The organism is Uruburuella testudinis (genome assembly GCF_022870865.1).
In the GTDB taxonomy this organism is placed as follows: Bacteria; Pseudomonadota; Gammaproteobacteria; order Burkholderiales; family Neisseriaceae; genus Neisseria; species Neisseria testudinis.
Genome location: NZ_CP091508.1, coordinates 1439512 through 1465312, shown reverse-complemented (window position 1 = coordinate 1465312; position 25801 = coordinate 1439512). Strand labels below are relative to the sequence as shown.

The window sequence follows — 25801 nt, the reverse complement described above, 5'->3', positions numbered from 1 at the left end:
TCTCCAAAAATTAAAGCGTCGGATACTGCACTTGTTCCGCAATCACAGGCGGCAGATAAGGCACGGCCAGGCGTGCCAGCATTTCAAAATAAACCGCACTTACCGATTGCTGCCAATCGGGGCTTTGCGGCAAATCGGTAAACGAACACACCAGCACCGCCAATGTCACCACCAATACGCCTTTTACCGCGCCGAATACCCCGCCCAAGACACGGTTGATGCTGCCCAAGCCCACCGCAGACACGGCCGCAGTGAGCAGCGAACGTAAAAAATGCTGCACAACCCATGCAGCAACAAACAGTAAAATAAAACCCAATACCACAGCAAAAGCATGCGGTTGCACTGAAGTTAGGGCAAAATCTGCAAACGGCACGGCAAACATTTTCGCCACAATAAACGCCACAACCCAAATCAGCAGCGAAGTTACTTCGGTGATCACGCCCCGTATCATCGAAATGATGATACAGATGGCAATCACACCGAAAGCAATCATATCGAATATGGCCATAACTATTGCCCGATCACCATACCATCTACACCCTGTTGACGGATTTTTGCCAAATCCCGGTCGGCAGCGGCGCGGCTGGCATAATTGCCGGTGCGTACTCGGTAAACGGTGCCCTTGCTGGTTTCGGCCTCGCTGATATAAGCGCTGACACCGGCATTGGCGAGCTTTTGCTGGGTTTGCCGCGCCTGATCGCGGCTGCTGTATGCACCGGCCTGAATCAGTGCTTTGCCGCCTGCTGCGGCAGCTGTGCTGCGGCCTTCCAAAATGGCTTTCGGATCAGGTTTGGCGGCGGCGGTGGCGGCTTTATTATTCAAAATATCCTGCGGTTTGCTCTGCTGAGCAGCCGCCTGTTGTTTTTTCTTGGTTTCGGCCTGCTTTTGCGCCTCTGCACGGGCAGCCTGCTGCTTGGCCTGTCGGGCTTTTTTCAACTCGGCTTCTTTTTGGATGGCGGCCTGACGGGCTTCACGCGCACGCGCCTCGGCAGCCTGTTGCGCTGCGCGCGCTTGCTCGGCTTTGCGCCCTGCCGCTGCTTTTTCTGCGGCCTGCTGTGCTGTGTTACGGTTATTGATAACCACCACCGGCGGCGGAGCGGCAGTTTCACGACGGGGCGCTGTTTCGGGTGCTGCCGCTTGTGGTGCCGTTTGAGGCTTGGCTGTCTGCTGCGGAGTTTGCGCCGGCGGTGATGCGGCGGCAGGTGTTTCATCTGCCGGCTCGTTAACAACTGCGCGCTCAAACACTGTATCGGGGTCTGCGGCTGTTTCTGTTGTATCTGTATTTTGATTTTGCGGCATACCGTCTGCCAGCGGGTTGGCCAACTCGGTGCTGCGGGTTGAGCCTTCGGGTGCCGGTTCGAGCACGGCAGCCGGCGACAAATCAGAAGCATCATCGGCCGAAGCGGCTTGATTGTTAATCGCCACTTGCGGCACATCGCCTGTTTCAACGCTTGAGGCCGTCTGAACATCAGACGCGCCGATGCTGATATTTTGTACGGTTTCCTTATTTTCGCCCTGGTTGAGCACTTTTGCCAACAATACGCCGGCCAGCACCACCATTACCGATGCGCCCACCAGGCGGCGGCGGTTTTTACGTTTCAGTTGTTCGTATTCATTAAGGGAATTGAAGCGGTTGTCTGCCATGAGCGTTCCTGTTACAACATTGCCATCACTTCGGCCACCGTGTGAAACGAGCCGAAAACAGTAATTCTATCATTTTCCGAAGCGCCCGCCAAAGCGGCTTGATAAGCAGTCTGCACATTCTCGAATGTTTGCACATTCTCGATGCCGTGTGCCTGTAATTTTTGCTGCAAATCGGTAGGGCTCATGCTGCGCGGCAGGTGCAAAGGGGCAATATGCCACGCATCAAACTGGTCTTTAACGATTGCCAACACGCCGTCAATATCTTTATCGTTCAAGATGCTGAACACGGCGGTGCGTTTTTCTGCAAACGGCAGCGCAATCAGCCCCTGGCGCAAAGCCTTGGCAGCATGCGGATTGTGGCCGACATCAAGTATCACCAGCGGCCTGCCCGGCAGCACTTGGAAACGGCCGGGGTTGTTGACCAACAGCAAACCGCGTTTGATGGCACCGATATCGATGGGCAGCTTGCTGTTTAGGCATTCGACAACGGCGAGCGCACACGCGGCATTGTTCAATTGATACGCGCCGCGCAAAGCCGGAATCGGCAACGCATTGCGGTTGCGGTTGAGGCCGTCTGAAAATAATGAGGCGACTTGCGGATGAAAACGGAACGACCATTGCTGTTGTTCCAATTTGCTGAAATCAAAATCGCGTTTGATCAGCAGCAAAGGGGCGCCGATATGCTCAGCATGCTGCCGCAGCGATTCGGGCGGCGGGTTTTGACCGCAAACGGCCGGTTTGCCGCTGCGGAATACGCCGGCTTTTTCAAAAGCCACTTTTTCGACAGTGTCGCCTAAAAACGCTTGGTGATCCAAGTCGATACTGGTGACCACCGCACAATCGGCATCAAACACGTTAACCGCATCCAAACGCCCGCCCAAACCCACTTCAAGCACCATCACATCAACGGCCTCGCGCATGAAAATATCGACTGCGGCCAAGGTGTTGAATTCAAAATAGGTCAGTGAAACTTCGCCGCGCGCCGCTTCGATGCGCTCAAACGCCGCTACAATGGCTTCATCGCTTACCGGCTCGGCATTAACGGCGATGCGCTCGTTAAAACGCAGCAGATGCGGGCTGGTGAGCGTGCCCACTTTAAAGCCGGCCTGCTTGTAAATCTGGCTGAGAAAAGCGCATACCGAGCCTTTGCCGTTGGTGCCGGCCACCACAATCACCGGGCATTGCGGATGCAGCCCCATGGCGTTTTTCACCGCGCCCACACGTGTCAGCCCCATATCGATCAAACCGGTGCTGTGTGCGGTTTCAAGATGGGAGAGCCAGTCGTTTAATGTTTTCATCTTAATCGTTCAAACCAATATTGAGGCCGTCTGAAAGCATGGCAGAGCATACCTTTCAGACGGCATTAATTTTTAGGCTGCCCCCACTTTGCCCAAACCGCCAAACGGCGGTAGCTTTCGCTGTCGGTCATGTCGGGCAGCACGCAATGGCGGATGATGCGGTCGCCAAGGTCCCATTTTAAAAACAAAGCCCGCCGGGCAATCAGGCTGCCGGCGGCCAGCCGGGCAGCAAACGCGGTTTGGCTGTCGCCCACAAACACCACCGCCCGCCCTTCTCGGTTTACGGCGATTTTAAACACCGCGCCGGCCTGCTGCATGGTTTGCACCCGCCATGCCCACACCAAGCTGATAACCAGCAGCAGCAAACCCGCCCAGCGCATCAGGCCGTAAAAGGCGGTCAAACACAGCCAAACTGCGGCTGCATGCAGCAACACAACGATGATGCATCCTGCTCGGGAAGGCCTCAAGGCCGTCTGAAATGCCTGCTGCATCACGGCTTACATCATGTTGTCAAACACAGGGCTGACGTTCATGTCGCCCTCTTCCATATCGAGCACCATGTCGTGGATTTCAATATCGAAATATTCCCAAAACGCTTTCAAGCTCATGTCTTGCGGCCAGTTGTCCTCCAAGGTATCCCACGCGGCCAGCTCGGCCCGGAAGATTTCCTGATAGCGCTCGTCAAAATACGAAACCGCCGCTTCCGGCTCATCGAATTCGGGAATCAGATATACCGAGCAATTGGTGCGCAGCTGCTCGATGGTCAGTTCGGGCATATCGTCGTCCAGGCTTTTGAGCCATTCGAGAAATTTAACGGTAGGTTTCAATACCACTGCGGTGCGGTCTACAAAATACATGATGCTTCCTTCAAAATCGTTTCAGACGGCATTGTACTAAATATACAGGCCGTCTGAAACGATATTTTCCGGCAGGCATACACACATCATCACACCGCATGCCGCTACCGGATATTTCTGCTTTCAGACGGCCTGTATCCGGCCGGAACAAGCAAACGGCAGTCTAATGATCCGAAGCTTCTTCCGAGCCGATGCCGGTCATCGAACGCACATACTGCGCTTCATAACCCGCACGGTCTTGCCCGGCCGCTTCGGAGCGGTCGGTAACCGAAAACAGCCAAGCCATAACAAACGCCGTCGGAATGCTGAACAGCGCCGGATTGCCATAGGGGAACACCGGTGTTTCATAGTGCAGCACCTGCACCCACACTCCCGGCCCCAGAATAATCAGCACCAACGCCAACAGCAAACCGCTGAAACCGCCGGCAACCGCACCGCGCGTGGTCAAACCTTTCCAAAACATCGACAACATCAAAATCGGAAAATTGGCCGAAGCCGCCACAGCAAACGCCAAGCCCACCATGAATGCGATATTCTGATTTTCAAACATCAGCCCGAAAACAATAGCCGCCAAGCCCAGCACCAACACCGTTGCACGCGACACCCGCATTTCCTCCACAGAAGTGGCCTGCCCCTTACGGATTACCGAAGCATAAATATCATGGCTCACCGCCGACGCCCCCGAAAGCGTCAACCCCGCCACCACCGCCAAAATGGTGGCAAACGCCACCGCAGAAATAAAGCCGAGAAACAAATTACCGCCCAAGGCTTCAGAGAGGTGCACCGCCGCCATATTGGTGCCGCCGATCATTTCCACCACCGTTTTACCCTCGCGCTGCATGGTTTGGAAAAACTCAGGGTTATCCTGCGTCACAAAAATAATCGCGCCAAAACCAATAATAAAAGTCAGAATATAAAAATAGCCGATAAACCCCGTGGCCACAAACACCGATTTACGCGCCTGTTTGGCATCGGGCACAGTAAAAAAACGCATCAGAATATGCGGCAGCCCGGCCGTGCCGAACATCAGCGCCAACCCCAGCGACAAAGCATCCACCGGGTCGCCGACCAAGCCGCCCGGCCTCATGATGGCCGCCCCCTGCTCATGCACGGCGGCAGCACGGGCAAACATGCTTTCCATGCTGAATCCGGCGCTTTTCATAATCATAAACGCCATAAAAGTGGCGCCGCTGAGCAGCAGCACCGCCTTAATCGTCTGCACCCAAGTGGTCGCCAACATTCCGCCAAACAACACATAAGCCACCATCAACACACCCACAATCAACACCGCCGAAAGATAGCTCATACCAAACAACAGCTGAATCAGCTTGCCCGCCCCCACAATTTGCGCAATCAGATACAAAACCACCACCAACAACGAGCCCGAGGCCGCCAACAGGCGCACCGGTGTCTGCCGCAAACGGTAAGCCACCACATCGGCAAAGGTAAATTTGCCCAAATTGCGCAAGCGTTCGGCCACCAAAAACAACACCAACGGCCAGCCCACCAAAAAGCCGGTTGAATAAATCAACCCATCGTAACCGCGCGTAAACACCATCGCAGAAATGCCCAAAAACGAAGCGGCCGACATATAATCACCCGCAATCGCCAGCCCGTTTTGAAAACCGGAAATACCGCCGCCGGCCGTGTAAAAATCTTTCGACGACTTATTTTGCCCCGCCGCCCACTTGGTGATATAAAGCGTGGCGCCCACAAAAATAAAAAACATCACCACCGCCGCCACATTCAGAGGCCGCCGCTGCACCGCTCCCGCCACCACATCGGCCGCCCAAGCGCCGTTTGCCCACAATGCCGCCATCAAAACGGCTATCTGCTTGGTCATTTTTCTATCTCCATGACTTCCCGCACCACTTCCCGTGTCGCCTGCTCGAATTTGCCGTTGGCGATATACACATACACGCCGGTCAATACAACGGAAAACACAATCACAAACAGCCCCACATAAATGCCCCAAGTGGTTACGCTGCCCGGCGCCACCGGCGTGGCAAACACCTGCGGGCTGATGCCGATAAACAAAATAAACGCCACATACACCGTAAAAATCACAGCCGAAAACAGCCAGCCCAACACCGCTTTTTGCGCCGCCATTTTTTGAAATTTGGGATGAGAGAGCACTTTTTGCGCCGTCTGCTTATCCATTCTGCCGCTCCTTTATTTTCATTCGCCGAGCAGCGCCCGGCTCATTGTTTAACTTATTCTGATTTAAATGCTTTTGCAAATCTTTCGGCCAATTTATTTTCTGATAGCCGCTATTTGCCTCGCTGATGGGCATCAGCAAGCAAATTGATTTAAAAGCACTATTTCAGAGTAAAAACTCTTCCAGTCGGCCCTGAAATATGTTAAAAAGCGCAAAGAAAACCACTTACACCAAACGGCCGCTCCGTTTCGCACACCCCGGCCCGGCGGCAGCAGCGCCTATATTATTAATAGAGAAATTAAGAGAACCGCATGGACTACACCCAACTCAAAACCTTTACTGTAGTCGCCCATATCGGCAACCTCACCCAGGCTGCCGAACGGCTGCATCTTTCCCAACCTGCCGTATCCGCCCAAATCAAGGCCATCGAAAAAAGCCTCGACGTTACCCTGTTCAAACGCAACACCAACGGTATGACGCTCACCCTGGCCGGCGAAGTTTTTCTGCCCGAAGCCGAAGCGCTGCTGCAACAGCACCACAAGCTCGACTGCTTTGCCAAAACCCTGGCCGAACATTATATCGCCCACGCCGAGCTCGGCCTGATCCACCCGGCCGATCCGGCCAAAATCACCCGCCTGACCCAAGAAATCCTGCGCCGCGACCCCGATATCCAACTGCATATCCAATACGGCATGAGCGGCGAAATCGAGCAGCGCGTGCTGGCCAAACAGCTGCACGGCGGTTTTTTTCTCGGCCCGGTCATCCACCGCGGCCTGCGCAGCGTGTTTCTCGAAGACATCCATTATTCGCTGATTTGTGCCGCCGACCAAGCCCAAGCCATTCAAAACGGCTTGCCCGCCAGCCTCGGCCAATGCGCCTGGATTGAAATGTCGGGCACATCAGGCAGCCGCAAACATTTGCAGCAATTTTGGCGCAAACACAAAATCGCCCCCAAACAGCAAATTATCTGCGACTATCCGCAAACCATCATCGACCTTGTCTGCCAAGGCGTGGGCGTTGCCATGGTGCCCTCGCACAAAGCCGAAGCCGCATGGGACAGCGGCAAACCGCTGACCATTCTCGACGAATACCGCCAAACCCTGCCGTTGAGCTTTATTTATCTCGACGAATACGAAGCCGACCCCTCCCTCGATCTGCTCAAAAGCTGCATCGAAACCGTTTGGGCGCTCGACACGCCGTTAATGGGCGGCTTCCAACAAGAAATCGACTAACACTGCCAATTTGAGGCCGTCTGAAAAGCATCTGCTGTTTTCAGACGGCCTCCCCTTATCCTTTCAGACGGCCTGCTCGGGTTTATCGTTTAAAGCCGTAAAATCGGTTAAAATACGCGTTTTGCCACGCAAGCCTTTACCTTATGAACATCCTGCAAGTAGAAAACGCCTCTTTCGCCGTCGGCCACGTCGCCCTGCTCGACCATGCCGCTTTTCAGCTCGACAGCGGCGAAAAAATCGGCCTGATCGGCCGCAACGGCGCAGGCAAATCCTCATTTCTGAAAATCATTGCCGGTGTGCAAAAACTCGATGACGGCCAAATCATCATTCAAAACGGCCTTAAAATTGTTTACGTGCCGCAAGAAAGTTTTTTCGACCCGCAAACCAGCGTATTCGATGCCGTATCCGAAGGGCTGGGCGGCTTGCGCGATGTTTTGCGCCGCTATCACCAAATCAGCCACGCACTCGAAAGCAGCCAAGATGATGCACTGTTTAAAGAATTAAACGAATTGCAAAGCCAGATCGAAGCGCAAGACGGCTGGCAGTTTGACGCCGCCATCCGCCAAACCATCGGCGAATTGGGGCTGCCCGAAAACGAATTAATCGGCAACCTTTCAGGCGGCCAGAAAAAGCGGCTGGCGCTGGCGCAGGCCTGGGTGCAGAAACCTGATGTACTGCTGCTGGACGAGCCCACCAACCATCTCGACATCGATGCGATTATCTGGCTGGAAAACCTGCTCAAACAGTTTGCCGGCAGCATGGTGGTCATCACCCACGACCGCCGTTTTCTCGACAACATCGCCGGCCGCATCGTCGAGCTCGACCGCGGCACGCTGCGCAGCTATCCCGGCTCGTTTTCCAAATACAGCGAGAAAAAAGCCGAAGAGCTGGCCGTAGAAGCCGAACACAACCGCCTGTTCGACAAATTCCACGCCCAAGAAGAAGTTTGGATACGCAAAGGCATCGAAGCGCGCCGCACCCGCAACGAAGGCCGTGTAAAGCGTTTGGAAGAATTACGCAAACAACGCGCCGAGCGCCGCAACGTGCAAGGCCAGGTCAACTTCAAACTGGCCGCCGGCGAAAAAAGCGGCAAAATCATCGCCGAGCTGGAAGATGCTTCGTTTCAATACGACAGCAAAAAAATCATGGAACGCTTCACCGCCATTATTCAGCGCGGCGACAAAATCGGCCTGATCGGCCCCAACGGCATCGGCAAAACCACCTTTTTAAAGCTGATTTTGGGCGAATTGCAGCCCACATTCGGCAAAATTCGCCTCGGCAGCAAACAAGAAGTGGCCTATTTCGACCAATTCCGCAGCGCCCTGAACGAAAACGACACCGTGTTCTACACCCTCGGCCAAGGCAACGATTATGTCGAAATCGGCGGCAGGAAAAAACACGTGATGAGCTATCTGGAAGATTTCCTCTTCCACCCCGCCCGCGCGCAAAGCCCCGTTTCTTCACTCTCCGGCGGCGAGCGCAACCGCCTGCTGCTGGCCAAACTGTTTACCCGTCCCGCCAACATTCTGGTGCTCGACGAGCCGACCAATGATTTGGACATCGACACCCAAGAGCTGTTGGAAGAATTATTGCGCGATTATCAAGGCACGGTGTTTCTGGTCAGCCACGACCGGATGTTTCTCGACAATGTGATTACCCAAAGCATTGTATTTGAAGGAGAAGGCCGTCTGAAAGAATACATCGGCGGCTACCAGGATTATATCGACGCCAAAACCCGCGAAGAAAAAGCCGCTGCCCCCAAACTTCAGACGGCCTCAGAGCCGGAAAAAACCAAACCAAAAACCAACCGCACCGTAAAACTTTCTTATAAAGAACAGCGCGAACTTGACGGCCTGCCCGATGAATTGGCGGCTCTCGAAACCGAGCAAGCCGACTTAAACAGGCAACTGGCCGATCCCGATATTTTCAAAGAATACGAAAAAGCCGCCCAGCTGCAACAGCGTGCCGAAGAAATCGAAATGCTGCTGCTGGAGAAACTCGAACGCTGGGAATGGCTCGAAGCCAAACAAAACGGCGTGCAAACCGACTGATTCATTTTCAAAAACAAGCCGGCAACAAACTAAGGTAGCCCGACCATTCAGAACACTCTAGCAATTCTGAATGGTCGGGCTACCTTAGTTTATTGCCGGTTTTATAACAGCCGAAGCCGACATGCCGACCATTCGATTGACAGGTATTTTCGCCCCACCAACAAATGGTCGGAAATGCTTAACGGCCTTGCGCTTTCCAAGCCGCAGCAATGCACGGATTCGGTGCCGTGATGGTGTTTCCCTCTTTGGTAACATAAGGCACCGGGTTATATTCTTTCGTGCACCAACCCGAACCGTCATACTCGACAACCGGCGCATTGCCCATGGCAGCAGCTGTTAAAGGTGCTGCCAATCCGGCAGATACCAAAGTCAATGCAACGATTTTACTGATTACTTTCATCATACGCTCCTAAAAAAATTGAGGGAAACAGGGTTATTTGGCAAAAATATCCGCCCGGCAACTGCCTTATCACAAGCAGGCCTGCCTCACGGCCATGCATTTTGTCAAACCACCGCATGTTTTTCATGACGCAACCGCCCACTGCGTATAACCGCACCACACGCGGCTTTCCGCTGCATATCGAGTGGTTTCGCCATACACTCAGCATATCAAACAGGCATAATGACAGCCAATTTTAATTTCAAATGAATTTTTCAAAATTCATATATTTTAATAATAGTTCTTATTTATAAAATATATGTATTTGAATTTTAAACATAAGCGGATTCATTGTTTTCAGCCTGCGGCTTCATATGATGCTCAAATTAAACGGCCATATAGCAACAGGCCGTCTGAAACATCGGTTTCAGACGGCCTGTTGTGCCTCTTTCGTATCCATCAAATCCGGTAACTGATGGCAGTCATCACTTTCGAACTCAGCTTCATCATCTCTTTCACCGGCAACGGCAAGGGGGCGGCGCCGAAATCATGGGCCATTTCAGCATGCTGCATTTCATCCAGCCGCATCTGCGCCACAATTGCGCGGCTTTTGACATCCTGCGCAGGTAAGCCTTGCAAATGCGCTTCCAAATGGGCAGTAACCTGTTTTTCGGTTTCTTCCAAAAAGCCCAGATTCCATTTGTCGCCCAACAAGCCTGCGCCCACACCGATGGCGAGCGAGCCGGCATACCAGAGCGGATTGAGCAGGCTGGTGCGGCCGCCCAATTCTTTCACGCGTTTTTCCGTCCAGGCCAGATGCTCCACTTCCTCATCGGCAGCGTGTTGCAGCGCTTCACGGTTGGTTTTGTCGCGCGCCGTCAGCGCCTGCCCCTGATACAGCGCTTGGGCGCACACTTCGCCGACATGGTTTACCCGCATCAGGCCGAGCGCATGCTGCTTTTCTGTATCACTCAATGCGCCCTCTTCCAACCCTGCATCAGGATAGGGGCGTGAAGAAACGGCAGGTGCAAACAGGGTGCGCAACACCGTGTCGAAATGGGGAATCAGCTTTTCGGCCAACATGGCGGTTCCTAATAATTGAAAATCAGTCTGCCATTATAACCGCGTGTCAGGCCGTCTGAAAACCTGCTATACTCCCGCCCGTCCGACATCTTTTTTCAAGGAAACATTATGGCTGATTTTAACCAAATTCTGACGCCCGGCGATGTAGACGGCGGCATCATCAATGTCGTTAACGAAATCCCCGCCGGCAGCTGCCACAAAATCGAATGGAACCGCAAAGTAGCCGCTTTTCAGCTCGACCGCGTAGAGCCTGCCATTTTCGCCAAGCCCACCAACTACGGCTTTATTCCGCAAACGCTTGATGAAGACGGCGACGAGCTGGATGTTTTGCTGATTACCGAGCAGCCCTTGGCCACCGGCGTGTTTTTGGAAGCCAAAGTCATCGGCGTGATGAAATTTGTGGATGACGGCGAAGTAGACGACAAAATCGTGTGCGTGCCCGCCGACGACCGCAACAGCGGCAACGCCTACAACAGCCTGGCCGATTTGCCGCAGCAGTTAATCAAGCAAATCGAATTCCACTTCAATAACTACAAAGCCCTGAAAAAACCGGGTTCCACCAAAGTGGAAAGCTGGGGCGATGTGGCGGAAGCCAAAGCAGTGATTAAAGAATCTATCGAACGCTGGAACAACCGATAAACCATTGAACAATTTTAAGGCCGTCTGAAAATATACTTTCAGACGGCCTTGATTTTATAACCTTTTTATTTCAAACCACCTGAAATATGCTGCTTGAGGCCGTCTGAAAATATCGGCAGCAACACTCAACCGGCATTCGCCACCATCGCAATCACCGCCACCGCCACCGCCACAGCGGCAGCAAATTTGCCGATACCGGCAAACTTCAGCTCCGGCAGCCTGCCTTCCAGCGTTTTGCGGCCGCTGAACATCGGCGCAATCAGATTGTGTTTCTTCACCAATTGATACAGCAACACCGCCAACACATGCACCGCCGCCAGCGCCAGTAATACATTAAAAAACACAATGTGGATGCTGCGGGCAGCCGCTCCCGCCTCACTGCTGATCAGGCTGTTGAGATAGCCGTTGTAGAGCCACATATTTTCATCGCTGGCAAACAAGCCGCTCAGCAGCTGCACTGCCAACGCAGCCAGCAGCGCCAACACCATCAACGCCCCTAAAGGGTTGTGGCCGGGCTGTTCGTTTTCGGTCAGATCGCCTTTCAAATAGCGCTTAATCTGCGCCGGGCCGCGCACAAACTGACTGAAACGCGCGGTATCGCTGCCCCAAAAACCCCAACAGATGCGGAACACCAACAGCGCCAGAATCAGCAGGCCGCAACGCAAATGCCAGGCCATCAGATTGCCGCCGGTTTCGCCGCTATACCACATAAACGCCAATACCGACACCAAAGCCCAGTGAAACAGGCGTGTGGGCAAATCCCATACTTTCAGTTTTTGCTTCATAATCTGCTTTCATTCTTATATGATGATAGTGGGTTTCAGACGGCCTTATACCCATACACAAAAATAACGAGCCCGAAAAGGACTGGTTTCGCTAAGGCATTGAAGCACCCTGTCAACCAGCCCTCTTACCGACACTGTCTTCGGTTTACCGCTTTGCCAGCTTACTTTTTTGAATGGGTATGAAAAACCGCCCGCATTCCGTATTGTAACCAATTTATTTCAGAGAATCATCATGTTTTCAAGCCCCTACCGTGTTACACACTTCGACACGCTTTTGCAAAACGCCGGGCACTTCCCCCATATTTTCGCCCCGCGCGCCGAAGAAAGCCATAAAGGCACTTACGGCACGCTGGCCGTGATCGGTGGGGCCGAAGGCATGAGCGGCGCCGTTGTGCTTGCTGCCTCTGCCGCCATTTACAGCGGCTGCGGCAAGGTATGGGCAGGTTTCAATCAAAAGGCACTGCCGTTTCCGGTGATTCCTGAACGCCCCGAAATCATGCTGGACACCGCCGCCGGTTTGCAGCAGCGGCAAGATATCGGCGCTTGGGTGCTCGGCTGCGGGCTGGGTTTAGGCAGCACCTCTGTTACCTTATTGCGCGCGCAATTGGCCGCATGCCGCGCGGCGCCGTTGCTGCTTGATGCCGATGCACTCACCCTCTTGGCACATCACCCCGATTTGGCCGATCAAGCCGTGCGGCAAACCCCACTGGTGCTCACGCCCCACCCTGCCGAAGCCGCCCGCCTGCTCAGCTGCACCACAGCTGCCATACAAGCTGATCGCAGTGCCGCCGCCCGCCAGATCGCCCAAAAATTTCATGCTCACACGGTATTGAAAGGCCGCCACACCATTGTATGCAGCCCCAACGGCAGCGAATACATCAACCGCAGCGGCAACCCCGGCTTGGCCACCGCAGGCAGCGGCGATGTATTAAGCGGCATCATCGGCAGTTTGCTGGCACAAGGCGTGCCGGTCGGCGAAGCAGTTTGCGGCGGTGTATGGCTTCATGGTGCGGCGGCCGATGTGTTGCGCGATTCGGGCATCGGCGAAATCGGCATGCTGGCCGGCGAACTTGCCGCCGCCGCGCGCTGGCTGCGCAACCGCATGATTGCCGCCGTTCAGACGGCATAGAGCATTTGGGTCATCCAGAATCATGCCCATTCACAAAAGTAAGCGAACCAGGCGGGCCGAAAACAGTACACACTTGCCGGGCCGGTGAACTTGGCGCCTCAGCGCCTTATAAATTCGGTCATTTTAATTCTAAAAATATTTTATTAATTTCTTTTTTGAAACACTTAGATTGATTTAAAAATGCAGTTACTTAATTGCCGTTTCTATCGCGAAACCAGATCTCTTTGAGCACAAACAAGCCACCGCTAGGGTGTCCTGATGTGTCGTTTATGAGGGGATTTTTGTTCCTGGAAATGCAGATGCCAGGCAAAAAACGCAGCAAGATTGGACATCTTGCGAGGCTTTTTAACGCAGCAGATGCGTTTTCAGGGGCAAAAGCACCCGTAAATCGACACGTCAGGACACCCTAGGGTGTCCTGACAATTCAGAATTTTTTGTCATCAAAATAATGAATCGCTATGGCGCCCGAATAACCTTCCATTTGCAGGCACAGCCTCCTGCAAAGTTATTTGCACCATAAATCTTTAACTTGCCCGCAAATCAGCGTATGCTTTATCCTTTTTTGACTTTATTTTTTGACCTTATTTTTTTATGAACGCTTTCATCACACTCAGCCGCTTTGTCGGTAAAACTTTCGCTCTGTGGGCGGCGCTGTTTGCCGTTGTTGCATTTGTGGCGCCTGAAACCTTCAAATGGGTGCTTCCGTTTATCCCGTGGCTGCTGGGCATCGTGATGTTCGGCATGGGTTTAACTCTCTCGCCGACTGATTTCAATATTCTCGGCCGCCACCCCAAAGCCGTGATTATCGGCGTGGCGGCGCAGTTTGTGATTATGCCGCTGGTGGCTTATGCGCTGGCTGTCGGCCTCAATCTGCCAGCCGAAATCGCCATCGGCGTGATTTTGGTCGGTTCCTGCCCGGGCGGCACCTCTTCAAACGTGATTACCTATCTGGCGCGCGGCAATGTGGCGCTCTCAGTGGCGGTTACGTCGATTTCCACCCTGCTTGCCCCGGTGCTCACACCGGCGGTGTTTTACCTGCTGGCCCACCAATGGCTGGATATTTCCGCTGCCGCAATGTTTGTATCAATTTTGAAAATGGTGCTGCTGCCGATTGTTTTGGGCGTGCTCGCACATGTGTTGTTTAAAAAGCAAACCGAAGCGGCATCGGAGCTTTTGCCGCTGATTTCAGTAGTAGCGATTGTGCTGATTGTCGGTGCGGTAGTGGGCGCCAGCAAACCGAAAATTGCCGAAAGCGGCCTACTGATTTTCGGCGTGGTGATTCTGCACAACACCATCGGCTACCTGCTCGGCTTTTTTACCGCCAAGCTGCTCAAGCTGCCTTATGATGCGCAAAAAACCTTATCAATCGAAGTGGGCATGCAGAATTCAGGCCTCGGCGCCGCATTGGCCGCCGCCTATTTTTCACCGCTTGCCGCCGTGCCCAGCGCCATTTTCAGCGTGTGGCACAATATCTCCGGCTCGCTGCTGGCTTCTTATTGGTCGGCCAAAGCAGAAAAAAGCGATGCGGCCAAACGCAGCTGAAATATCCATTCAAAGGCCGTCTGAATGATTGGCGAACCTGCCAAATCTTTCAGACGGCCTTTATTTTATACAAAACGTGAAGTAAAATCCGTTAAAGCAAACAACCCGAGGAACGGCAATGGCCAACAAAATCACCGCCCCCACCGAGCTGCCCGATGAAGCCGATTTGCGCGCCGTGCTGGCTTACAATATGCGCCTTTTTCGGGTAAACAAAGGCTGGTCGCAAGAAGAGCTGGCGCGGCAATGCGGGCTGGACCGCACCTATGTTTCCGCCGTCGAACGCAAGCGCTGGAATATTGCCCTATCCAACATCGAAAAAATCGCCGCAGCGCTGCATATTCCGGCTTATCAATTGCTGCTGCCGCCACAAGCGCGCTTGGAAATGATGAAATAAATGCTGCCGTCTGAACATACAAACCGAAACCTTGCAGAGCCGTCGTTTTTTACGCTAGGGTATTCTGACAATTCGTTTATAAGGGGATTTTTGTTCCTGAAAATGCAAATGCCAGGCAAAAAACGCAGCAAGATTGGACATCTTGCGAGGCTTTTTAACACGACAGATGCGCTTTAGGAAAAATTCCCGATAAATCAAATAGTCAGAGCACCCCAGCCCGGCCGGCAACTTTAATCTTGTCTGACTTCGATATTGTCGATCAGGCGGGTTTTGCCCAAACGCGCGGCGGCCAATATCACCACATTTTTATCGCCCGCATGCGCCACTTCCAAGCTGTCGGCATGGCGTATTTCGATATAGTCTACCGCCCAACCTGCCGCTTCCAAATGTGCTCGGGCGGTATTTTCCAGCTCGGCATAAGCCAGATTACCGCCTTTAACGGCTTGCGCCATCGCCATCAACTCTCGATAAAGGCGCGGCGCTTCGGCTCGTTCGGCTTCGCTCAGATACTGATTGCGGCTGGACAATGCCAGGCCGTCTGAAGCGCGGCCGGTATCGACCGGCACAATCTCGACATTCACATTCAAATCAGCCACAAAACCTTTGATAATCGCTAGCTGCTGGTAATCTTTTTTGCCGAAACAGGCCACTTCAGGCTGCACGATATTAAAGAGTTTGCTCACCACCGTTGCCACGCCGCGGAAATGGCCGGGGCGGAAAGCGCCGCAAAGCTCGTTTTGCAAATGCGGTGGTTCTACGTTGTAGCGTTGTTCCACACGCGGATAAAGCTCTTTTTCATCAGGAGCAAACACCACCGCCACGCCCTCGCCTTTGAGTTTGTCGGCATCTTGTTGCAAAGTACGCGGATATTGATCAAAATCTTCGCCCTGACCGAATTGCAGGCGGTTAACAAAAATGCTGACCACCACATGATCGGCACGTTGCCGCGCTTCCCGCACCAGCGCCAGATGGCCTTCGTGAAGATTGCCCATAGTAGGCACAAAGGCCACACGGCCGGCGGTTTTGCGCCATTCGCGCAGCTCTCGGATGGTATGAATGATTTGCATGATTTGGCAATCTGTAAAATAAAATCGGTTAATGGTTTTCAGACGGCATAGGGTGTCCGGACAATTTGTTTATGAGGGGATTTTTGTTCCTGAAAATGCAGATGCCAGGCAAAAAACGCAGCAAGATTGGACATCTTGCGAGGCTTTTTAACGCAGCAGATGCGTTTTCAGGGGCAAAATACACCCGTAAATCGAATTGTCAGGACACCCTAGGGTCTCCTGACCGGGCCGTCTGAAAAATATGAATAGAAATAATCAGCTTATGCACTGAATGTATGCTCTGCCGCCGGGAAGGTTTTCGCTTTTACTGCATCCACATACGCCGCAACCGCTGCCTGAATACTGGTTTGGCCTTCCATAAAGTTTTTCACAAACTTCGCGGTTTTGCCGGGAAATATGCCGAGCATATCGTGCATCACCAATACTTGGCCGTCGCAATCCACACCTGCGCCGATACCGATGGTGGGGCAAGCCACACTTTCGGTAACGTGTTTGCCCAATTCGGCGGGCACGCATTCCATTAACACGATTGCCGCACCGGCAGCTTCATGAGCTTTGGCATCATTGAGCAAGGCTTCGGCTTTATCGCCCTTGCCTTGTACGCGGTAGCCGCCGAAAGCATGCACCGACTGCGGCGTCAGGCCGATATGTGCGCACACGGGAATACCGCGCAGTTGCAGAAATTCGGTGGTTTCGGCCATCCACACGCCGCCTTCGAGTTTGACCATGTGCGCACCGGCCGCCATCAGCTCGGCTGCTGCGGCAAATGCCTGCTCTTTGCTCTGCTGATAAGCGCCGAACGGCAAATCGGCCACAATCATGGCCTGGCGGCTGCCGCGTGCCACGGCGGCGGTGTGGTAGCACATCTCTTGCAGGCTGACCGGCAAAGTAGAGGCCTGCCCCTGCACGGCCATGCCGAGCGAATCACCCACCAGCAAAACATCCACGCCGGCCGCTTCCATCAAAGCGGCAAAGCTGGCCTCATAGCAGGTAAGCATGGCGATTTTTTCGCCTTCGTTTTTCATTTTTTGCAGGGTGTTGACGGTAATCATGAGCTTCCTTGCGGCCTTCAGACGGCCTGTGTGTTAAACGCAACTAAATATGGCATTATTCGGCACAATTTCAAGCGCCTGTAGATATCGGTATGCTGCCTGCGTGCAGATTGGGCAAATGCGCATGCCGATGCCGTCTGAAACCGATTCATAACGCTGGCTCGACGTGTTGCCCCCTCTGCCTGCTTAGGTTAATGAATAGGCATGCCGTTATACTTCGTTTAAATTCAAATAATGCCGGCTGCCCTGCATGTTGCTCATGGCGCGCAACAGCATTTCAAAATGATCGTCGTTGCCGGCAAAATCCAGCTCGTCGGCATTGGCAATCAGCAGGGGGGCATTTTGATAAAGATGGAAAAAGCGCCGGTATTCATCTTGAATCTGGCTCAGATAACCTGCGGGAAACAAATTCAGTGTGGCATCGTTGCGCTTTTGCAAACGTTTTTGCGCCGCTTCATCCGAAGTTTGCAGATAAATCACCAAATCAGGCACCGGGTATTCAGGCATGATTTTACGCTTCATTTCCCAAAACAGTGTCTGCTCGTTACCCGGCTCACGCCCGCCCAATACCACCGGCACGAAAATCTGGTCTTTTTCCAGCAAAAAATCAGCGATAATGCGCTCGTTTTTCTCTTCTTCGGTGTTGATTGCATCCACAGCTTCGGCGCGGCGCATCAGAAAATAAAGCTCGGTGGCCAAGCCGTGATTGGCGGCGTTGAGGTAAAACTGCTCCAAAAAAGGGTTGCGCTCGGGGCTCTCGGTCAGATGCAGTGCATCAAAATATTGTGCCAAACGGCGGCTGAGCTCCGATTTGCCGCTGCCGATCGAGCCCTCTACAACGATATAACGGTAATCCATAGCGGTTCCTGTATGAAAAAATAAACCTGTTCAAACAACGGCGGTGCCCTCTGCATCCAAACGGCAAATACCTTCGCTGCCCAAAGCCGCCGCCAAATCAGCGGCGCGGCCATGGCGGTCGATTTGGCAATCGGGGGCGATTTCGGCCAGCGGCAGCATCACAAAGCTGCGTTCGTGCGCGCGCGGGTGCGGCAATGTCAGATGCAAATCATCGCTGGTTTCGTGATTGTAATCGATAATATCCAAATCCAATGTGCGCGGGGCATTACGGAAACTGCGCCGGCGTCCGAACTGCGCCTCGATGGCGTTTAATGCCGCCAACAAGGTGTTACTGTCGAGCGTGGTGCGGATAATGCAGACCGCGTTGACAAAATCAGGTTGGTCGGCATAGCCCACTGGCGTGGTGCGATAAAGCGATGAGGTGAGCTTTAATTCGATTTGCGGGTGCGCAGCAATGGCCTGTAAGGCGGCGCGCACTTGTGCGGCGGGGTTTTGCAGATTGCTGCCCAGGGCGATTACGGCTGGTTTCGGTGTATTCATCATATCGTTTAAAATGGTTTATAGCGCGCCAGATAAACAATGGTCAGCACAAAAATCATCCCCAAAACATAGCCGGTATTGGCTTTAGCCGAGCGCGGCGGCGCTTTCAAAGCCATGATGCCGATGCCGATATAGGCCAGCAGCAATAAGATTTTTACGCCCAGCCAATTGGCGTTGCCGAATGGTGTGAAATGGGTGATTTTCATCAGCCACAAGCCGGTAAACAGCAGCAGCGTATCATTCAGATGGGGCAACACTTTCAACACGCCGGACAATGGTTTTTCAGGGCGGCTAAAACGCAGCCAAAAACGCAGGTTGAATAAAATAATGGTAACCGCCACAAACAGCATATGGCTGTGTTTGACAAACAGATATTGCATGGTTCGGGTTCTCTTTTGATTATATTTAAGCGGTATGTTGCGGCATAGCGCTTGTTATGCCGATTCACAAAAATCATCTCACGGCGTTGGCCCGCCTCGCCGCCTTGTCAGCTTACTTTTGTGATTGGGTATTATTTTAACCAAACATTCACGGCTTGCGCATCTTTTCTATCGCCAGCAGATAAGGCGGCCGGTTTTGCCGGTTGATAAAACCGTAACGCAGCACGGCATAATGCTGTTGCGGCAGGGCTTGCGCCCAATTTTCGATTGCTGCCGCTTCCTGCCGCCCCGCTTCGTGGCCGGGGTACAGCACCGCCACCAGCAAGCCGCCGTGCGCCAACAAGGCCAGCGCCGCTTCGAGTGCACACAGGCTGGCGGGGGCTTCTGTGGTGCGGCTTTTATCACCGCCGGGCAGCCAGCCGAAATTGAATACTGCCGCATCCAGCGGCTCATCAATGTAACAAGCCAAATGTTGATGGCCGTCTGAAACCAGCGTCACACGCTGATCCAGTCCCGCAGCTTTCAGACGGCCCGAGGTATTTTGCAGCGCTTGCGGCTGCACGTCAAATGCCCAAACCCTGCCGCTTGCCCCCACCTGCTCCGCCAGCACCAACGTATCATGACCATTGCCGGCGGTACCGTCGAGTGCACGGCCGCCTTCAGATAAAACCGCGCGCAACAGCTTGTGGGCAAAAGGGATGATGTTGTCTATCCCACTCATTTTAAAAGATTAATATCCATACAAAAAACAACCTGGTGCATTACCGCGCTTGTTCACTTTTTCAAACCGGCAGGCCGTCTGAAAATCTAAAACAATCACCGCGCCTTTGCATCGTATCTGCCGGCAATCGCTACAGCCCCAACTCCCGCAGGAAACGGATATCGTCGGCCCAGCCCGACTTTACCTTCACCCACACTTTCAAAAACACTTTGGTATCGAACAGCTTTTCCATATCCAAGCGCGCTTCGGTAGAAATTTTCTTCAAGCGCTCGCCGCCTTTGCCGATTAAAATCGCTTTTTGGCTGTCTTTATCAACCAAAACGGCAATATAGATGCTGTAAAGGCCGCTTTCCTCTTCTTCAAACTGCTCCACCTCCACATTCATCGCATACGGCAACTCTTCGCCCAAATAGCGGAACAGCTTTTCCCTCACGATTTCCATCGCCAAAAAACGGCTGGATTTATCGGTAACCATGTCTTCGGGATACATCGGAATGCTCTCAGGCAGAAAAGGCTTGAGCGTTTCGAGCAGATTGGCAATGCGCAGGCCGTGTTTGGCGCTGACCACTTCTGCGCCGGCAAAATCAAATTCGGCGCGCACTTCGGCAATAAAAGCATCCAGCGCTGATTTGTCTTTGGCCTTATCTTTATCGATTTTGTTTACCACCAGCAACACCGGCGTATGCTTGGGCAATTGCTTCAATACCACGCGGTCGGCATCGGTAAAACGCATTGCTTCAATCACAAACGCAATCACATCCACGCCGCTCACCGCCTCGGTTACATTCAGATTCAAGCGGTCGTTGAGCGCGTTGCGGTGATTGGTTTGGAAACCCGGCGTATCAACAAACACCAATTGCGCTGTATCGTCGGTGTAAATACCCGTGACCTTGTGGCGCGTGGTTTGTGCTTTTTTGCTGGTGATGCTGATTTTCTGGCCGATCAAATGATTCATCAGCGTAGACTTACCCACATTGGGGCGGCCGACAATGGCAACAAAGCCGCAGCGGTAACCATCGGCATCAGGAATTTGAAATTCATTATTCATTATTGATTCTTTCTCGGTTTGACAGGCCGTCTGAAACGCCTTCACGAAAATAAGCTGATAAGGCAGCCGAAAAACAATACAGGCAGTACGAAGCCGGTTGGCTTGAATAAAACCGTTTCTCTTCAAGCTGAGGCGAGCCAACACGGTTGGATTGCGTTTCAGACGGCCTGTTTGCGGAAACCCGCCATAAGGGCTATACATATTTTATTAAAGCAAAAATGCCTTCATCTGCAACTGCTAGGGTGTCCTGACCATTCAGAATGATTCAGATTTTTGTGATAAAAGTACAGATGCCAGGCAAAAAACGCAGCAAGATTGGACATCTTGCGAGTATTTTTAACGCAGCAGATGCGTTTTCAGGGGCAAGAAGCACCCGTAAATCGAATTGTCAGAACACCCTAGGCATACAGATATCGGAAAAACAAACGCAAAACACCCATATCGTTTTCAACTGTTTTGCGTCATTTTAAGCCTTTAAAACCATTCGGCCTGGCTTATTTTTTCTTTTTCAGCGGATATTTTTGCTGCAACCAGGCCATCGCTTCCTTCGCCGTTTCCTGCTCGGCCGCTTTACGGCTGCCTGCTTCAGCGGTGCAGATAAAACCCAATTCGCCCAAATCACACGACACCTCAAAGCGGGCATCGGTGCCTTCGCCGGTTTGCTTTTCAATCCGGTATTTCGGCAAAGCGAAACGGAGCGACTGCAAGGCTTCCTGCAACACTGTTTTGTTGTCTTTACCCTGATTTTTGAAATCCACCGCTTTCACCCGCCCGGCAAACAGGCGGCACACCACTTGCTCGGCGGCGGCAAACCCGGCATCGAAGCTCACAGCGGCAAACATGGCTTCCATCGCATCGGCCAAAATCGAAGCGCGGTCAAATCCGCCGCTTTTCAATTCGCCGGTGCCGAGAAACAAGGCCTCGCCCACGTTCATTTCCCGCGCCAGCTCAGCCAACACGCTTTCATTAACCAAATTGGCACGCAAACGCGAAAGCTCGCCTTCGCTGAGCTTGGGAAACGCATCAAACAGCATTTTGGCGATGGTGTAGTTTAAAATCGAGTCGCCCACAAATTCAAAGCGCTCGTTGTTTTTGGCCGAATGGCTGCGGTGGGTCAACGCCTGTATCAGCAGAGCGGTTGAAGCAAAAGTGTGGCCGAGCTGCTGTTGAATCTGTTGCAGTGCCCGTGCTTTTATCGGGTTGGGTTTCATCATTTACTTTCAAAGTCCTGCCCCAATGCTTTTCAACACTTGAGATACCGGCACATGCCGGCTTGCCAACTGCAACCAGTTATTGCCCAATAAGCCACGGCCCCGAAAGACAGATAGCGGCATTTCAAAAGCAAAATCCGTGTGCTGCCCACTTTCAACCAAGTATGCGGCTTTGCTCCGCCTTGTCGGTTGATTTTCTTAAGTAGGTAGTGGCCATAACGCCAAAATGTGGAAAAGATTTAAGGCTGTATTAAAGATAACTTGAGGCCGTCTGAAAGCATATTCTGCATATTCATACCCATTCACAAAAATAACCTAACAGCGTTGGCTCGCCTTGCCGTGCTAGCTGCACTGTCTTCGGCTCGCCGCCTTGTTAGTTTACTTTTATGAATGGGTATCAGACGGCTTGATCTGCATCGTTATACCCATTCACGAAACTAACCTAGCGGCGTCGGCTTGCTTTTGCAAATGGGTATAAAGCCTGATTCACGATATAGCTTATGAGGCCGTCTGAATGCTGAATCTGCTTTCAGACGGCCTGTTACAGCCATTCAACTGCATCATGCCGCGCCTGTATGGCGATTAAGTTGAGCGGCTGTGTTTAACGGTTACTCGATTCGGGTGCCCACGCGGCTCATATGGCCGAAGTTCATCCAAATGAAAAATGCCTTGCCGACAATCAGATCATCGCTCACAAAACCCCAATAGCGGCTGTCTTCGCTGTTGTCGCGATTATCGCCCATCATAAAATAATGGCCTTCGGGCACGATACATTTAAAGGCTGTTCCCGCACCGGCACTGTCTTCAGTGTATTCGCAGTTGTTGCGGTAAGCAAAATCAGGGCGCACACGCTCCGGTTTGAAGCTCGGCTCATCAGACATTTTCAATACTTCAAAAGTGTGGTTGTCGATGGTTTCCCTAAATGCATCCGCCTCAATATTGATGACCCCGTATTGGCGGGTATTTTCCGCATAGCTCTGCACACCCGCGGCATGGTCTTCCACAATATTACCGTTGATGCTCAACACTTTATCTTTATATTCGACCACATCGCCGGGCACGCCGACGGCGCGCTTGATGTAGTTGATTTTGGTGTCTTCCGGGTAATTGAACACCACCACATCGCCGCGCGCCACTTCGCCCGTGGGCACCAATACATTATTGATAATGGGCGTGCGGATACCGTAAGCGAATTTGTTGACCAAAATAAAATCACCTACAACCAAGCCCGGGCGCATCGAGCTGGAGGGAATCTGAAACGGCTCGGCCACAAAAGTGCGCAACACAAACACAATCAGGATAATCGGAAAAAAACCGCTCATATAATCGGTGAAATGATTGCTGTCGGCATTGCCTGTGCGGCTTTTCAGACGGCCTTTGTGCACCAGCCATACCAAACCGGTAAACAATACAAAAATCAGCAGCACGGCGGTAAAGCTCATAAAAGCCGATAAAATGCCGAACACGCCGATCATCATCAGCAAATAGCCCCATTGCAGCGAACTGCTCCATTCGCCGCTTTCCGTACGCTGTTTGCTGCTGATGAAAAACAGCACCAAACCGGCCACCAGCGCGCCCACCGCGCCCAACATCAGGGTATTGCTCATTTATTTGTCTCCCACTTGCAAAATCGCCAAAAAAGCGCTTTGCGGAATTTCTACATTGCCCACCTGCTTCATGCGGCGTTTGCCGGCCTTTTGTTTTTCCAACAGCTTTTTCTTACGTGTGATATCGCCGCCGTAACACTTGGCCAGAACGTTTTTGCGCAAAGCTTTCACCGTTTCGCGGGCGATAATCTGGCTGCCGATAGCGGCCTGCACAGCAATATCAAACATTTGCCGCGGAATCAGCTCACGCATTTTTGCGGCCAGCTCGCGGCCGCGGTATACGGCATTGGCTCGATGGACAATCAGGCTGAGCGCATCTACTTTTTCGCCGTTTACCATAATATCGAGTTTGATCAAATCGGCCGCCTGAAATTCTTTGAATTCGTAATCCAGCGAAGCATAACCGCGCGAGGTGGATTTGAGCTTGTCAAAAAAATCCATCACCACTTCGTTCATCGGCAAATCATAAGTCAGCATGACTTGACGACCCAAATATTGCATATTTTTCTGAATACCGCGCTTTTGGTTGCACAAAGTCATCACCGCGCCCACGTATTCCTGCGGCACCAAAATAGTAGCAGTGATAATCGGCTCAAAAATGGTTTCAATACTGCCCACTTCGGGCAGCTTGGATGGATTTTCTACTTCGATTTTTTCGCCGCTTTTCAGCAACACCTCATATACCACCGTCGGCGCGGTGGTAATCAGATCCATATCGAATTCGCGCTCCAGCCGCTCCTGCACGATTTCCAGATGCAGCAGACCCAAAAAACCGCAGCGGAAACCGAAACCCAGCGCTTGGGAGACTTCCGGCTCGAATTTCAAGGAAGCATCGTTCAACTGCAATTTTTCCAAAGCATCGCGTAAAGCCTCATAATCATGGCTTTCCACTGGATAAAGCCCGGCAAACACTTGCGACTGCACTTCCTGAAAGCCCGGCAGCGGCTCAGCGGCGGGGTTGGACAACAAGGTGATGGTGTCCCCCACTTTGGCCGTATCCAATTCTTTCACACCGGTAATCAAAAAGCCCACTTCGCCGGCTTTCAATTCGGTTTTCGGCACCGATTTGGGCGTGAACACACCCAGCTGCTCCACTTGGGTTTCTGCACGGGTGCTCATAAACTGCACTTTGTCTTTCAACTTCAAGGTGCCGTTTTTGATGCGGATCAGCATCACCACGCCAACATAATTATCAAACCACGAATCGATAATCATCGCTTGCAAAGGCGCACTTTCATCGCCCGCCGGCGCCGGCACTTTTTGCACGATTTCTTCCAGCACCTCTTCCACGCCCAAACCGCTCTTGGCCGAACAGGTTACCGCACCTACCGCATCGATGCCGATAATGTCTTCAATTTCTTGCGCCACGCGGTCGGGATCAGCGGCCGGTAAATCAATTTTGTTTAACACCGGCACCACTTCCACTCCTAAATCAATGGCAGTGTAGCAGTTGGCCACAGTTTGCGCTTCCACGCCTTGAGAAGCATCCACCACCAAAAGCGCGCCTTCACAGGCGGAAAGCGAGCGGGAAACTTCGTAAGAAAAGTCCACATGACCCGGGGTGTCAATCAGATTGAGCTGATAGGTTTCGCCGTCTCTCGCTTTGTAGCTCAAAGCGGCAGTTTGTGCTTTGATGGTGATGCCGCGTTCTTTTTCAATGTCCATCGAATCGAGCACCTGCGTGCTCATCTCACGCATTTCCAGCCCGCCGCAATATTGGATAAAACGGTCGGCCAGCGTAGATTTGCCATGGTCGATGTGTGCGATGATAGAGAAATTTCGAATATTTTTCATTGGTTTGTATGTAAGCCGTTAAACGTGTATTTCAGGCCGTCTGAATAACCATTCATAAATCCGCCCGGCTGCATAGCCCGGTCTTGCCGGTTTTACTGTGACAAATAGATATGAAACGGGTTGCTGATTTTCAGATGGCCTGTTGAATTTGGCGCAAATCAAGTAAAAGAGCCCGCCATGCGGAATATTGCTACAGCCGGCATAACGGCGCCAAACACCATCCAGCAGGTTCTTTCACCACAGCCGCGTATTCTAGCTTAAAAACCAAGCTTCTGCATGATTATAGTAAACATCGAATAACAGACATGTGAATATTTCTGCAGGTTAGGTAT

General features: G+C 52.5%; 27 protein-coding genes. 7 read left to right on the top strand and 20 right to left on the bottom strand.

Annotated features, from left to right (window positions below):
• Window positions 1–10: 10 nt before the first annotated feature.
• The 7 genes from LVJ83_RS06770 to LVJ83_RS06740 form a co-directional block, all read right to left on the bottom strand.
• Window positions 11–508, bottom strand: a complete 498-nt coding sequence (locus LVJ83_RS06770) for a CvpA family protein (RefSeq protein WP_244787554.1) — start codon at window positions 506–508, stop codon at window positions 11–13.
• Between the two features lie 2 nt (window positions 509–510).
• Window positions 511–1644, bottom strand: a complete 1134-nt coding sequence (locus tag LVJ83_RS06765) for an SPOR domain-containing protein (RefSeq protein WP_244787552.1) — start codon at window positions 1642–1644, stop codon at window positions 511–513.
• A gap of 11 nt (window positions 1645–1655) precedes the next feature.
• Window positions 1656–2942, bottom strand: coding sequence for a bifunctional tetrahydrofolate synthase/dihydrofolate synthase (gene folC / locus LVJ83_RS06760; RefSeq protein WP_244787550.1), 1287 nt, complete (start codon window positions 2940–2942; stop codon window positions 1656–1658).
• Between the two features lie 65 nt (window positions 2943–3007).
• Complete coding sequence (locus tag LVJ83_RS06755) at window positions 3008–3433, bottom strand: protein YgfX (RefSeq protein ID WP_342345086.1); 426 nt, start codon at window positions 3431–3433, stop codon at window positions 3008–3010.
• 6 nt (window positions 3434–3439) lie between these two features.
• Entirely contained in the window at window positions 3440–3799 is a 360-nt protein-coding gene (locus LVJ83_RS06750; RefSeq protein WP_244787546.1) for a hypothetical protein, read from the bottom strand.
• Window positions 3800–3962: 163 nt separating this feature from the next.
• Window positions 3963–5642: a cation acetate symporter gene (locus tag LVJ83_RS06745; RefSeq protein ID WP_244787544.1), complete on the bottom strand. Its 1680-nt coding sequence runs from the start codon at window positions 5640–5642 to the stop codon at window positions 3963–3965.
• Window positions 5639–5959 (bottom strand): DUF485 domain-containing protein, encoded by a 321-nt coding sequence (locus LVJ83_RS06740; RefSeq protein ID WP_244787542.1) that lies wholly within the window; start codon window positions 5957–5959, stop codon window positions 5639–5641. Before LVJ83_RS06740 ends, LVJ83_RS06745 begins: the two co-directional genes overlap by 4 nt.
• A gap of 309 nt (window positions 5960–6268) precedes the next feature.
• On the opposite strand from LVJ83_RS06740, the gene LVJ83_RS06735 reads away from it, so the two are divergent.
• Entirely contained in the window at window positions 6269–7189 is a 921-nt protein-coding gene (locus LVJ83_RS06735) for a LysR family transcriptional regulator (RefSeq protein WP_244787539.1), read from the top strand.
• 143 nt (window positions 7190–7332) lie between these two features.
• Window positions 7333–9240, top strand: a complete 1908-nt coding sequence (locus LVJ83_RS06730; protein WP_244787537.1) for an ATP-binding cassette domain-containing protein — start codon at window positions 7333–7335, stop codon at window positions 9238–9240.
• 178 nt (window positions 9241–9418) lie between these two features.
• Here LVJ83_RS06730 and LVJ83_RS06725 read toward each other — a convergent pair whose 3' ends face one another.
• Together LVJ83_RS06725 and coq7 are read right to left on the bottom strand one after the other, a co-directional pair.
• A complete protein-coding gene (locus tag LVJ83_RS06725) occupies window positions 9419–9643 on the bottom strand; it encodes a hypothetical protein (RefSeq protein WP_244787535.1) in 225 nt (74 codons plus the stop codon).
• Between the two features lie 435 nt (window positions 9644–10078).
• A complete protein-coding gene (gene coq7, locus LVJ83_RS06720; RefSeq protein WP_244787685.1) occupies window positions 10079–10699 on the bottom strand; it encodes a 2-polyprenyl-3-methyl-6-methoxy-1,4-benzoquinone monooxygenase in 621 nt (206 codons plus the stop codon).
• A 111-nt stretch (window positions 10700–10810) separates the two neighbouring features.
• Between coq7 and LVJ83_RS06715 the strand changes: the two genes are divergently transcribed.
• Complete coding sequence (locus LVJ83_RS06715) at window positions 10811–11341, top strand: inorganic diphosphatase (protein WP_244787534.1); 531 nt, start codon at window positions 10811–10813, stop codon at window positions 11339–11341.
• A 125-nt stretch (window positions 11342–11466) separates the two neighbouring features.
• Here LVJ83_RS06715 and LVJ83_RS06710 read toward each other — a convergent pair whose 3' ends face one another.
• A complete protein-coding gene (locus tag LVJ83_RS06710; protein ID WP_244787532.1) occupies window positions 11467–12126 on the bottom strand; it encodes a cytochrome b/b6 domain-containing protein in 660 nt (219 codons plus the stop codon).
• 232 nt (window positions 12127–12358) lie between these two features.
• Here LVJ83_RS06710 and LVJ83_RS06705 point away from each other — a divergent pair, with 232 nt between their 5' ends.
• The 3 genes from LVJ83_RS06705 to LVJ83_RS06695 all read left to right on the top strand — a co-directional run bounded on the left by LVJ83_RS06705 (window position 12359) and on the right by LVJ83_RS06695 (window position 15191).
• Window positions 12359–13255 carry an NAD(P)H-hydrate dehydratase gene (locus LVJ83_RS06705; RefSeq protein ID WP_244787530.1) on the top strand — a complete coding sequence of 299 codons (897 nt, stop codon included), beginning with the start codon at window positions 12359–12361 and terminating at the stop codon, window positions 13253–13255.
• Between the two features lie 591 nt (window positions 13256–13846).
• Window positions 13847–14797 carry a bile acid:sodium symporter family protein gene (locus LVJ83_RS06700; RefSeq protein WP_244787528.1) on the top strand — a complete coding sequence of 317 codons (951 nt, stop codon included), beginning with the start codon at window positions 13847–13849 and terminating at the stop codon, window positions 14795–14797.
• A gap of 118 nt (window positions 14798–14915) precedes the next feature.
• Window positions 14916–15191 carry a helix-turn-helix domain-containing protein gene (locus tag LVJ83_RS06695; RefSeq protein ID WP_244787526.1) on the top strand — a complete coding sequence of 92 codons (276 nt, stop codon included), beginning with the start codon at window positions 14916–14918 and terminating at the stop codon, window positions 15189–15191.
• Window positions 15192–15421: 230 nt separating this feature from the next.
• Here LVJ83_RS06695 and panC read toward each other — a convergent pair whose 3' ends face one another.
• Window positions 15422–16258 (bottom strand): pantoate--beta-alanine ligase, encoded by an 837-nt coding sequence (gene panC, locus LVJ83_RS06690; protein ID WP_244787524.1) that lies wholly within the window; start codon window positions 16256–16258, stop codon window positions 15422–15424.
• A gap of 71 nt (window positions 16259–16329) precedes the next feature.
• Here panC and LVJ83_RS06685 point away from each other — a divergent pair, with 71 nt between their 5' ends.
• The gene (locus tag LVJ83_RS06685; protein ID WP_244787522.1) at window positions 16330–16494 is read left to right on the top strand and encodes a hypothetical protein; all 165 of its coding nucleotides are present in this window, start codon (window positions 16330–16332) and stop codon (window positions 16492–16494) included.
• A 24-nt stretch (window positions 16495–16518) separates the two neighbouring features.
• Here the strand turns inward: LVJ83_RS06685 and panB are convergent, their stop codons facing one another.
• From panB to lepA, 9 genes are all read right to left on the bottom strand, one after another.
• Window positions 16519–17310, bottom strand: coding sequence for a 3-methyl-2-oxobutanoate hydroxymethyltransferase (gene panB, locus LVJ83_RS06680; RefSeq protein ID WP_244787520.1), 792 nt, complete (start codon window positions 17308–17310; stop codon window positions 16519–16521).
• A gap of 210 nt (window positions 17311–17520) precedes the next feature.
• Window positions 17521–18168: a deoxynucleoside kinase gene (locus LVJ83_RS06675; RefSeq protein ID WP_244787518.1), complete on the bottom strand. Its 648-nt coding sequence runs from the start codon at window positions 18166–18168 to the stop codon at window positions 17521–17523.
• A 30-nt stretch (window positions 18169–18198) separates the two neighbouring features.
• Window positions 18199–18708, bottom strand: coding sequence for a 2-amino-4-hydroxy-6-hydroxymethyldihydropteridine diphosphokinase (folK, locus tag LVJ83_RS06670; protein WP_244787516.1), 510 nt, complete (start codon window positions 18706–18708; stop codon window positions 18199–18201).
• Window positions 18709–18716: 8 nt separating this feature from the next.
• The gene (locus LVJ83_RS06665; RefSeq protein WP_244787514.1) at window positions 18717–19088 is read right to left on the bottom strand and encodes a SirB2 family protein; all 372 of its coding nucleotides are present in this window, start codon (window positions 19086–19088) and stop codon (window positions 18717–18719) included.
• A gap of 148 nt (window positions 19089–19236) precedes the next feature.
• Window positions 19237–19809 carry a tRNA 5-(aminomethyl)-2-thiouridylate-methyltransferase MnmM gene (gene mnmM, locus LVJ83_RS06660; RefSeq protein ID WP_244787512.1) on the bottom strand — a complete coding sequence of 191 codons (573 nt, stop codon included), beginning with the start codon at window positions 19807–19809 and terminating at the stop codon, window positions 19237–19239.
• A 130-nt stretch (window positions 19810–19939) separates the two neighbouring features.
• Complete coding sequence (gene era, locus LVJ83_RS06655) at window positions 19940–20857, bottom strand: GTPase Era (protein ID WP_244787510.1); 918 nt, start codon at window positions 20855–20857, stop codon at window positions 19940–19942.
• Between the two features lie 494 nt (window positions 20858–21351).
• Window positions 21352–22068: a ribonuclease III gene (gene rnc, locus LVJ83_RS06650; protein WP_244787683.1), complete on the bottom strand. Its 717-nt coding sequence runs from the start codon at window positions 22066–22068 to the stop codon at window positions 21352–21354.
• Between the two features lie 608 nt (window positions 22069–22676).
• The gene (lepB, locus tag LVJ83_RS06645; protein ID WP_244787508.1) at window positions 22677–23675 is read right to left on the bottom strand and encodes a signal peptidase I; all 999 of its coding nucleotides are present in this window, start codon (window positions 23673–23675) and stop codon (window positions 22677–22679) included.
• The gene (gene lepA / locus LVJ83_RS06640) at window positions 23676–25469 is read right to left on the bottom strand and encodes a translation elongation factor 4 (protein ID WP_244787506.1); all 1794 of its coding nucleotides are present in this window, start codon (window positions 25467–25469) and stop codon (window positions 23676–23678) included.
• Window positions 25470–25801: the final 332 nt, after the last annotated feature.

Bases quoted from the DNA above. Each gene is read 5' to 3' on its own strand.
- LVJ83_RS06725 (WP_244787535.1), bottom strand. From the start codon at position 9,643: ATGATGAAAGTAATCAGTAAAATCGTTGCATTGACTTTGGTATCTGCC.
- folK (WP_244787516.1), bottom strand. From the start codon at position 18,708: ATGAATACACCGAAACCAGCCGTAATCGCCCTGGGCAGCAATCTGCAA.
- lepA (WP_244787506.1), bottom strand. From the start codon at position 25,469: ATGAAAAATATTCGAAATTTCTCTATCATCGCACACATCGACCATGGC.
- panB (WP_244787520.1), bottom strand. From the start codon at position 17,310: ATGATTACCGTCAACACCCTGCAAAAAATGAAAAACGAAGGCGAAAAA.
- LVJ83_RS06735 (WP_244787539.1), top strand. From the start codon at position 6,269: ATGGACTACACCCAACTCAAAACCTTTACTGTAGTCGCCCATATCGGC.
- LVJ83_RS06700 (WP_244787528.1), top strand. From the start codon at position 13,847: ATGAACGCTTTCATCACACTCAGCCGCTTTGTCGGTAAAACTTTCGCT.
- folC (WP_244787550.1), bottom strand. From the start codon at position 2,942: ATGAAAACATTAAACGACTGGCTCTCCCATCTTGAAACCGCACACAGC.
- LVJ83_RS06695 (WP_244787526.1), top strand. From the start codon at position 14,916: ATGGCCAACAAAATCACCGCCCCCACCGAGCTGCCCGATGAAGCCGAT.
- LVJ83_RS06710 (WP_244787532.1), bottom strand. From the start codon at position 12,126: ATGAAGCAAAAACTGAAAGTATGGGATTTGCCCACACGCCTGTTTCAC.
- LVJ83_RS06750 (WP_244787546.1), bottom strand. From the start codon at position 3,799: ATGTATTTTGTAGACCGCACCGCAGTGGTATTGAAACCTACCGTTAAA.
- LVJ83_RS06740 (WP_244787542.1), bottom strand. From the start codon at position 5,959: ATGGATAAGCAGACGGCGCAAAAAGTGCTCTCTCATCCCAAATTTCAA.
- LVJ83_RS06765 (WP_244787552.1), bottom strand. From the start codon at position 1,644: ATGGCAGACAACCGCTTCAATTCCCTTAATGAATACGAACAACTGAAA.
- LVJ83_RS06705 (WP_244787530.1), top strand. From the start codon at position 12,359: ATGTTTTCAAGCCCCTACCGTGTTACACACTTCGACACGCTTTTGCAA.
- mnmM (WP_244787512.1), bottom strand. From the start codon at position 19,809: ATGAGTGGGATAGACAACATCATCCCTTTTGCCCACAAGCTGTTGCGC.
- LVJ83_RS06770 (WP_244787554.1), bottom strand. From the start codon at position 508: ATGGCCATATTCGATATGATTGCTTTCGGTGTGATTGCCATCTGTATC.
- LVJ83_RS06715 (WP_244787534.1), top strand. From the start codon at position 10,811: ATGGCTGATTTTAACCAAATTCTGACGCCCGGCGATGTAGACGGCGGC.
- LVJ83_RS06675 (WP_244787518.1), bottom strand. From the start codon at position 18,168: ATGGATTACCGTTATATCGTTGTAGAGGGCTCGATCGGCAGCGGCAAA.
- LVJ83_RS06665 (WP_244787514.1), bottom strand. From the start codon at position 19,088: ATGCAATATCTGTTTGTCAAACACAGCCATATGCTGTTTGTGGCGGTT.
- LVJ83_RS06730 (WP_244787537.1), top strand. From the start codon at position 7,333: ATGAACATCCTGCAAGTAGAAAACGCCTCTTTCGCCGTCGGCCACGTC.
- LVJ83_RS06755 (WP_342345086.1), bottom strand. From the start codon at position 3,433: ATGCAGCAGGCATTTCAGACGGCCTTGAGGCCTTCCCGAGCAGGATGC.
- rnc (WP_244787683.1), bottom strand. From the start codon at position 22,068: ATGAAACCCAACCCGATAAAAGCACGGGCACTGCAACAGATTCAACAG.
- panC (WP_244787524.1), bottom strand. From the start codon at position 16,258: ATGCAAATCATTCATACCATCCGAGAGCTGCGCGAATGGCGCAAAACC.
- LVJ83_RS06745 (WP_244787544.1), bottom strand. From the start codon at position 5,642: ATGACCAAGCAGATAGCCGTTTTGATGGCGGCATTGTGGGCAAACGGC.
- lepB (WP_244787508.1), bottom strand. From the start codon at position 23,675: ATGAGCAATACCCTGATGTTGGGCGCGGTGGGCGCGCTGGTGGCCGGT.
- era (WP_244787510.1), bottom strand. From the start codon at position 20,857: ATGAATAATGAATTTCAAATTCCTGATGCCGATGGTTACCGCTGCGGC.
- LVJ83_RS06685 (WP_244787522.1), top strand. From the start codon at position 16,330: ATGAGGGGATTTTTGTTCCTGAAAATGCAGATGCCAGGCAAAAAACGC.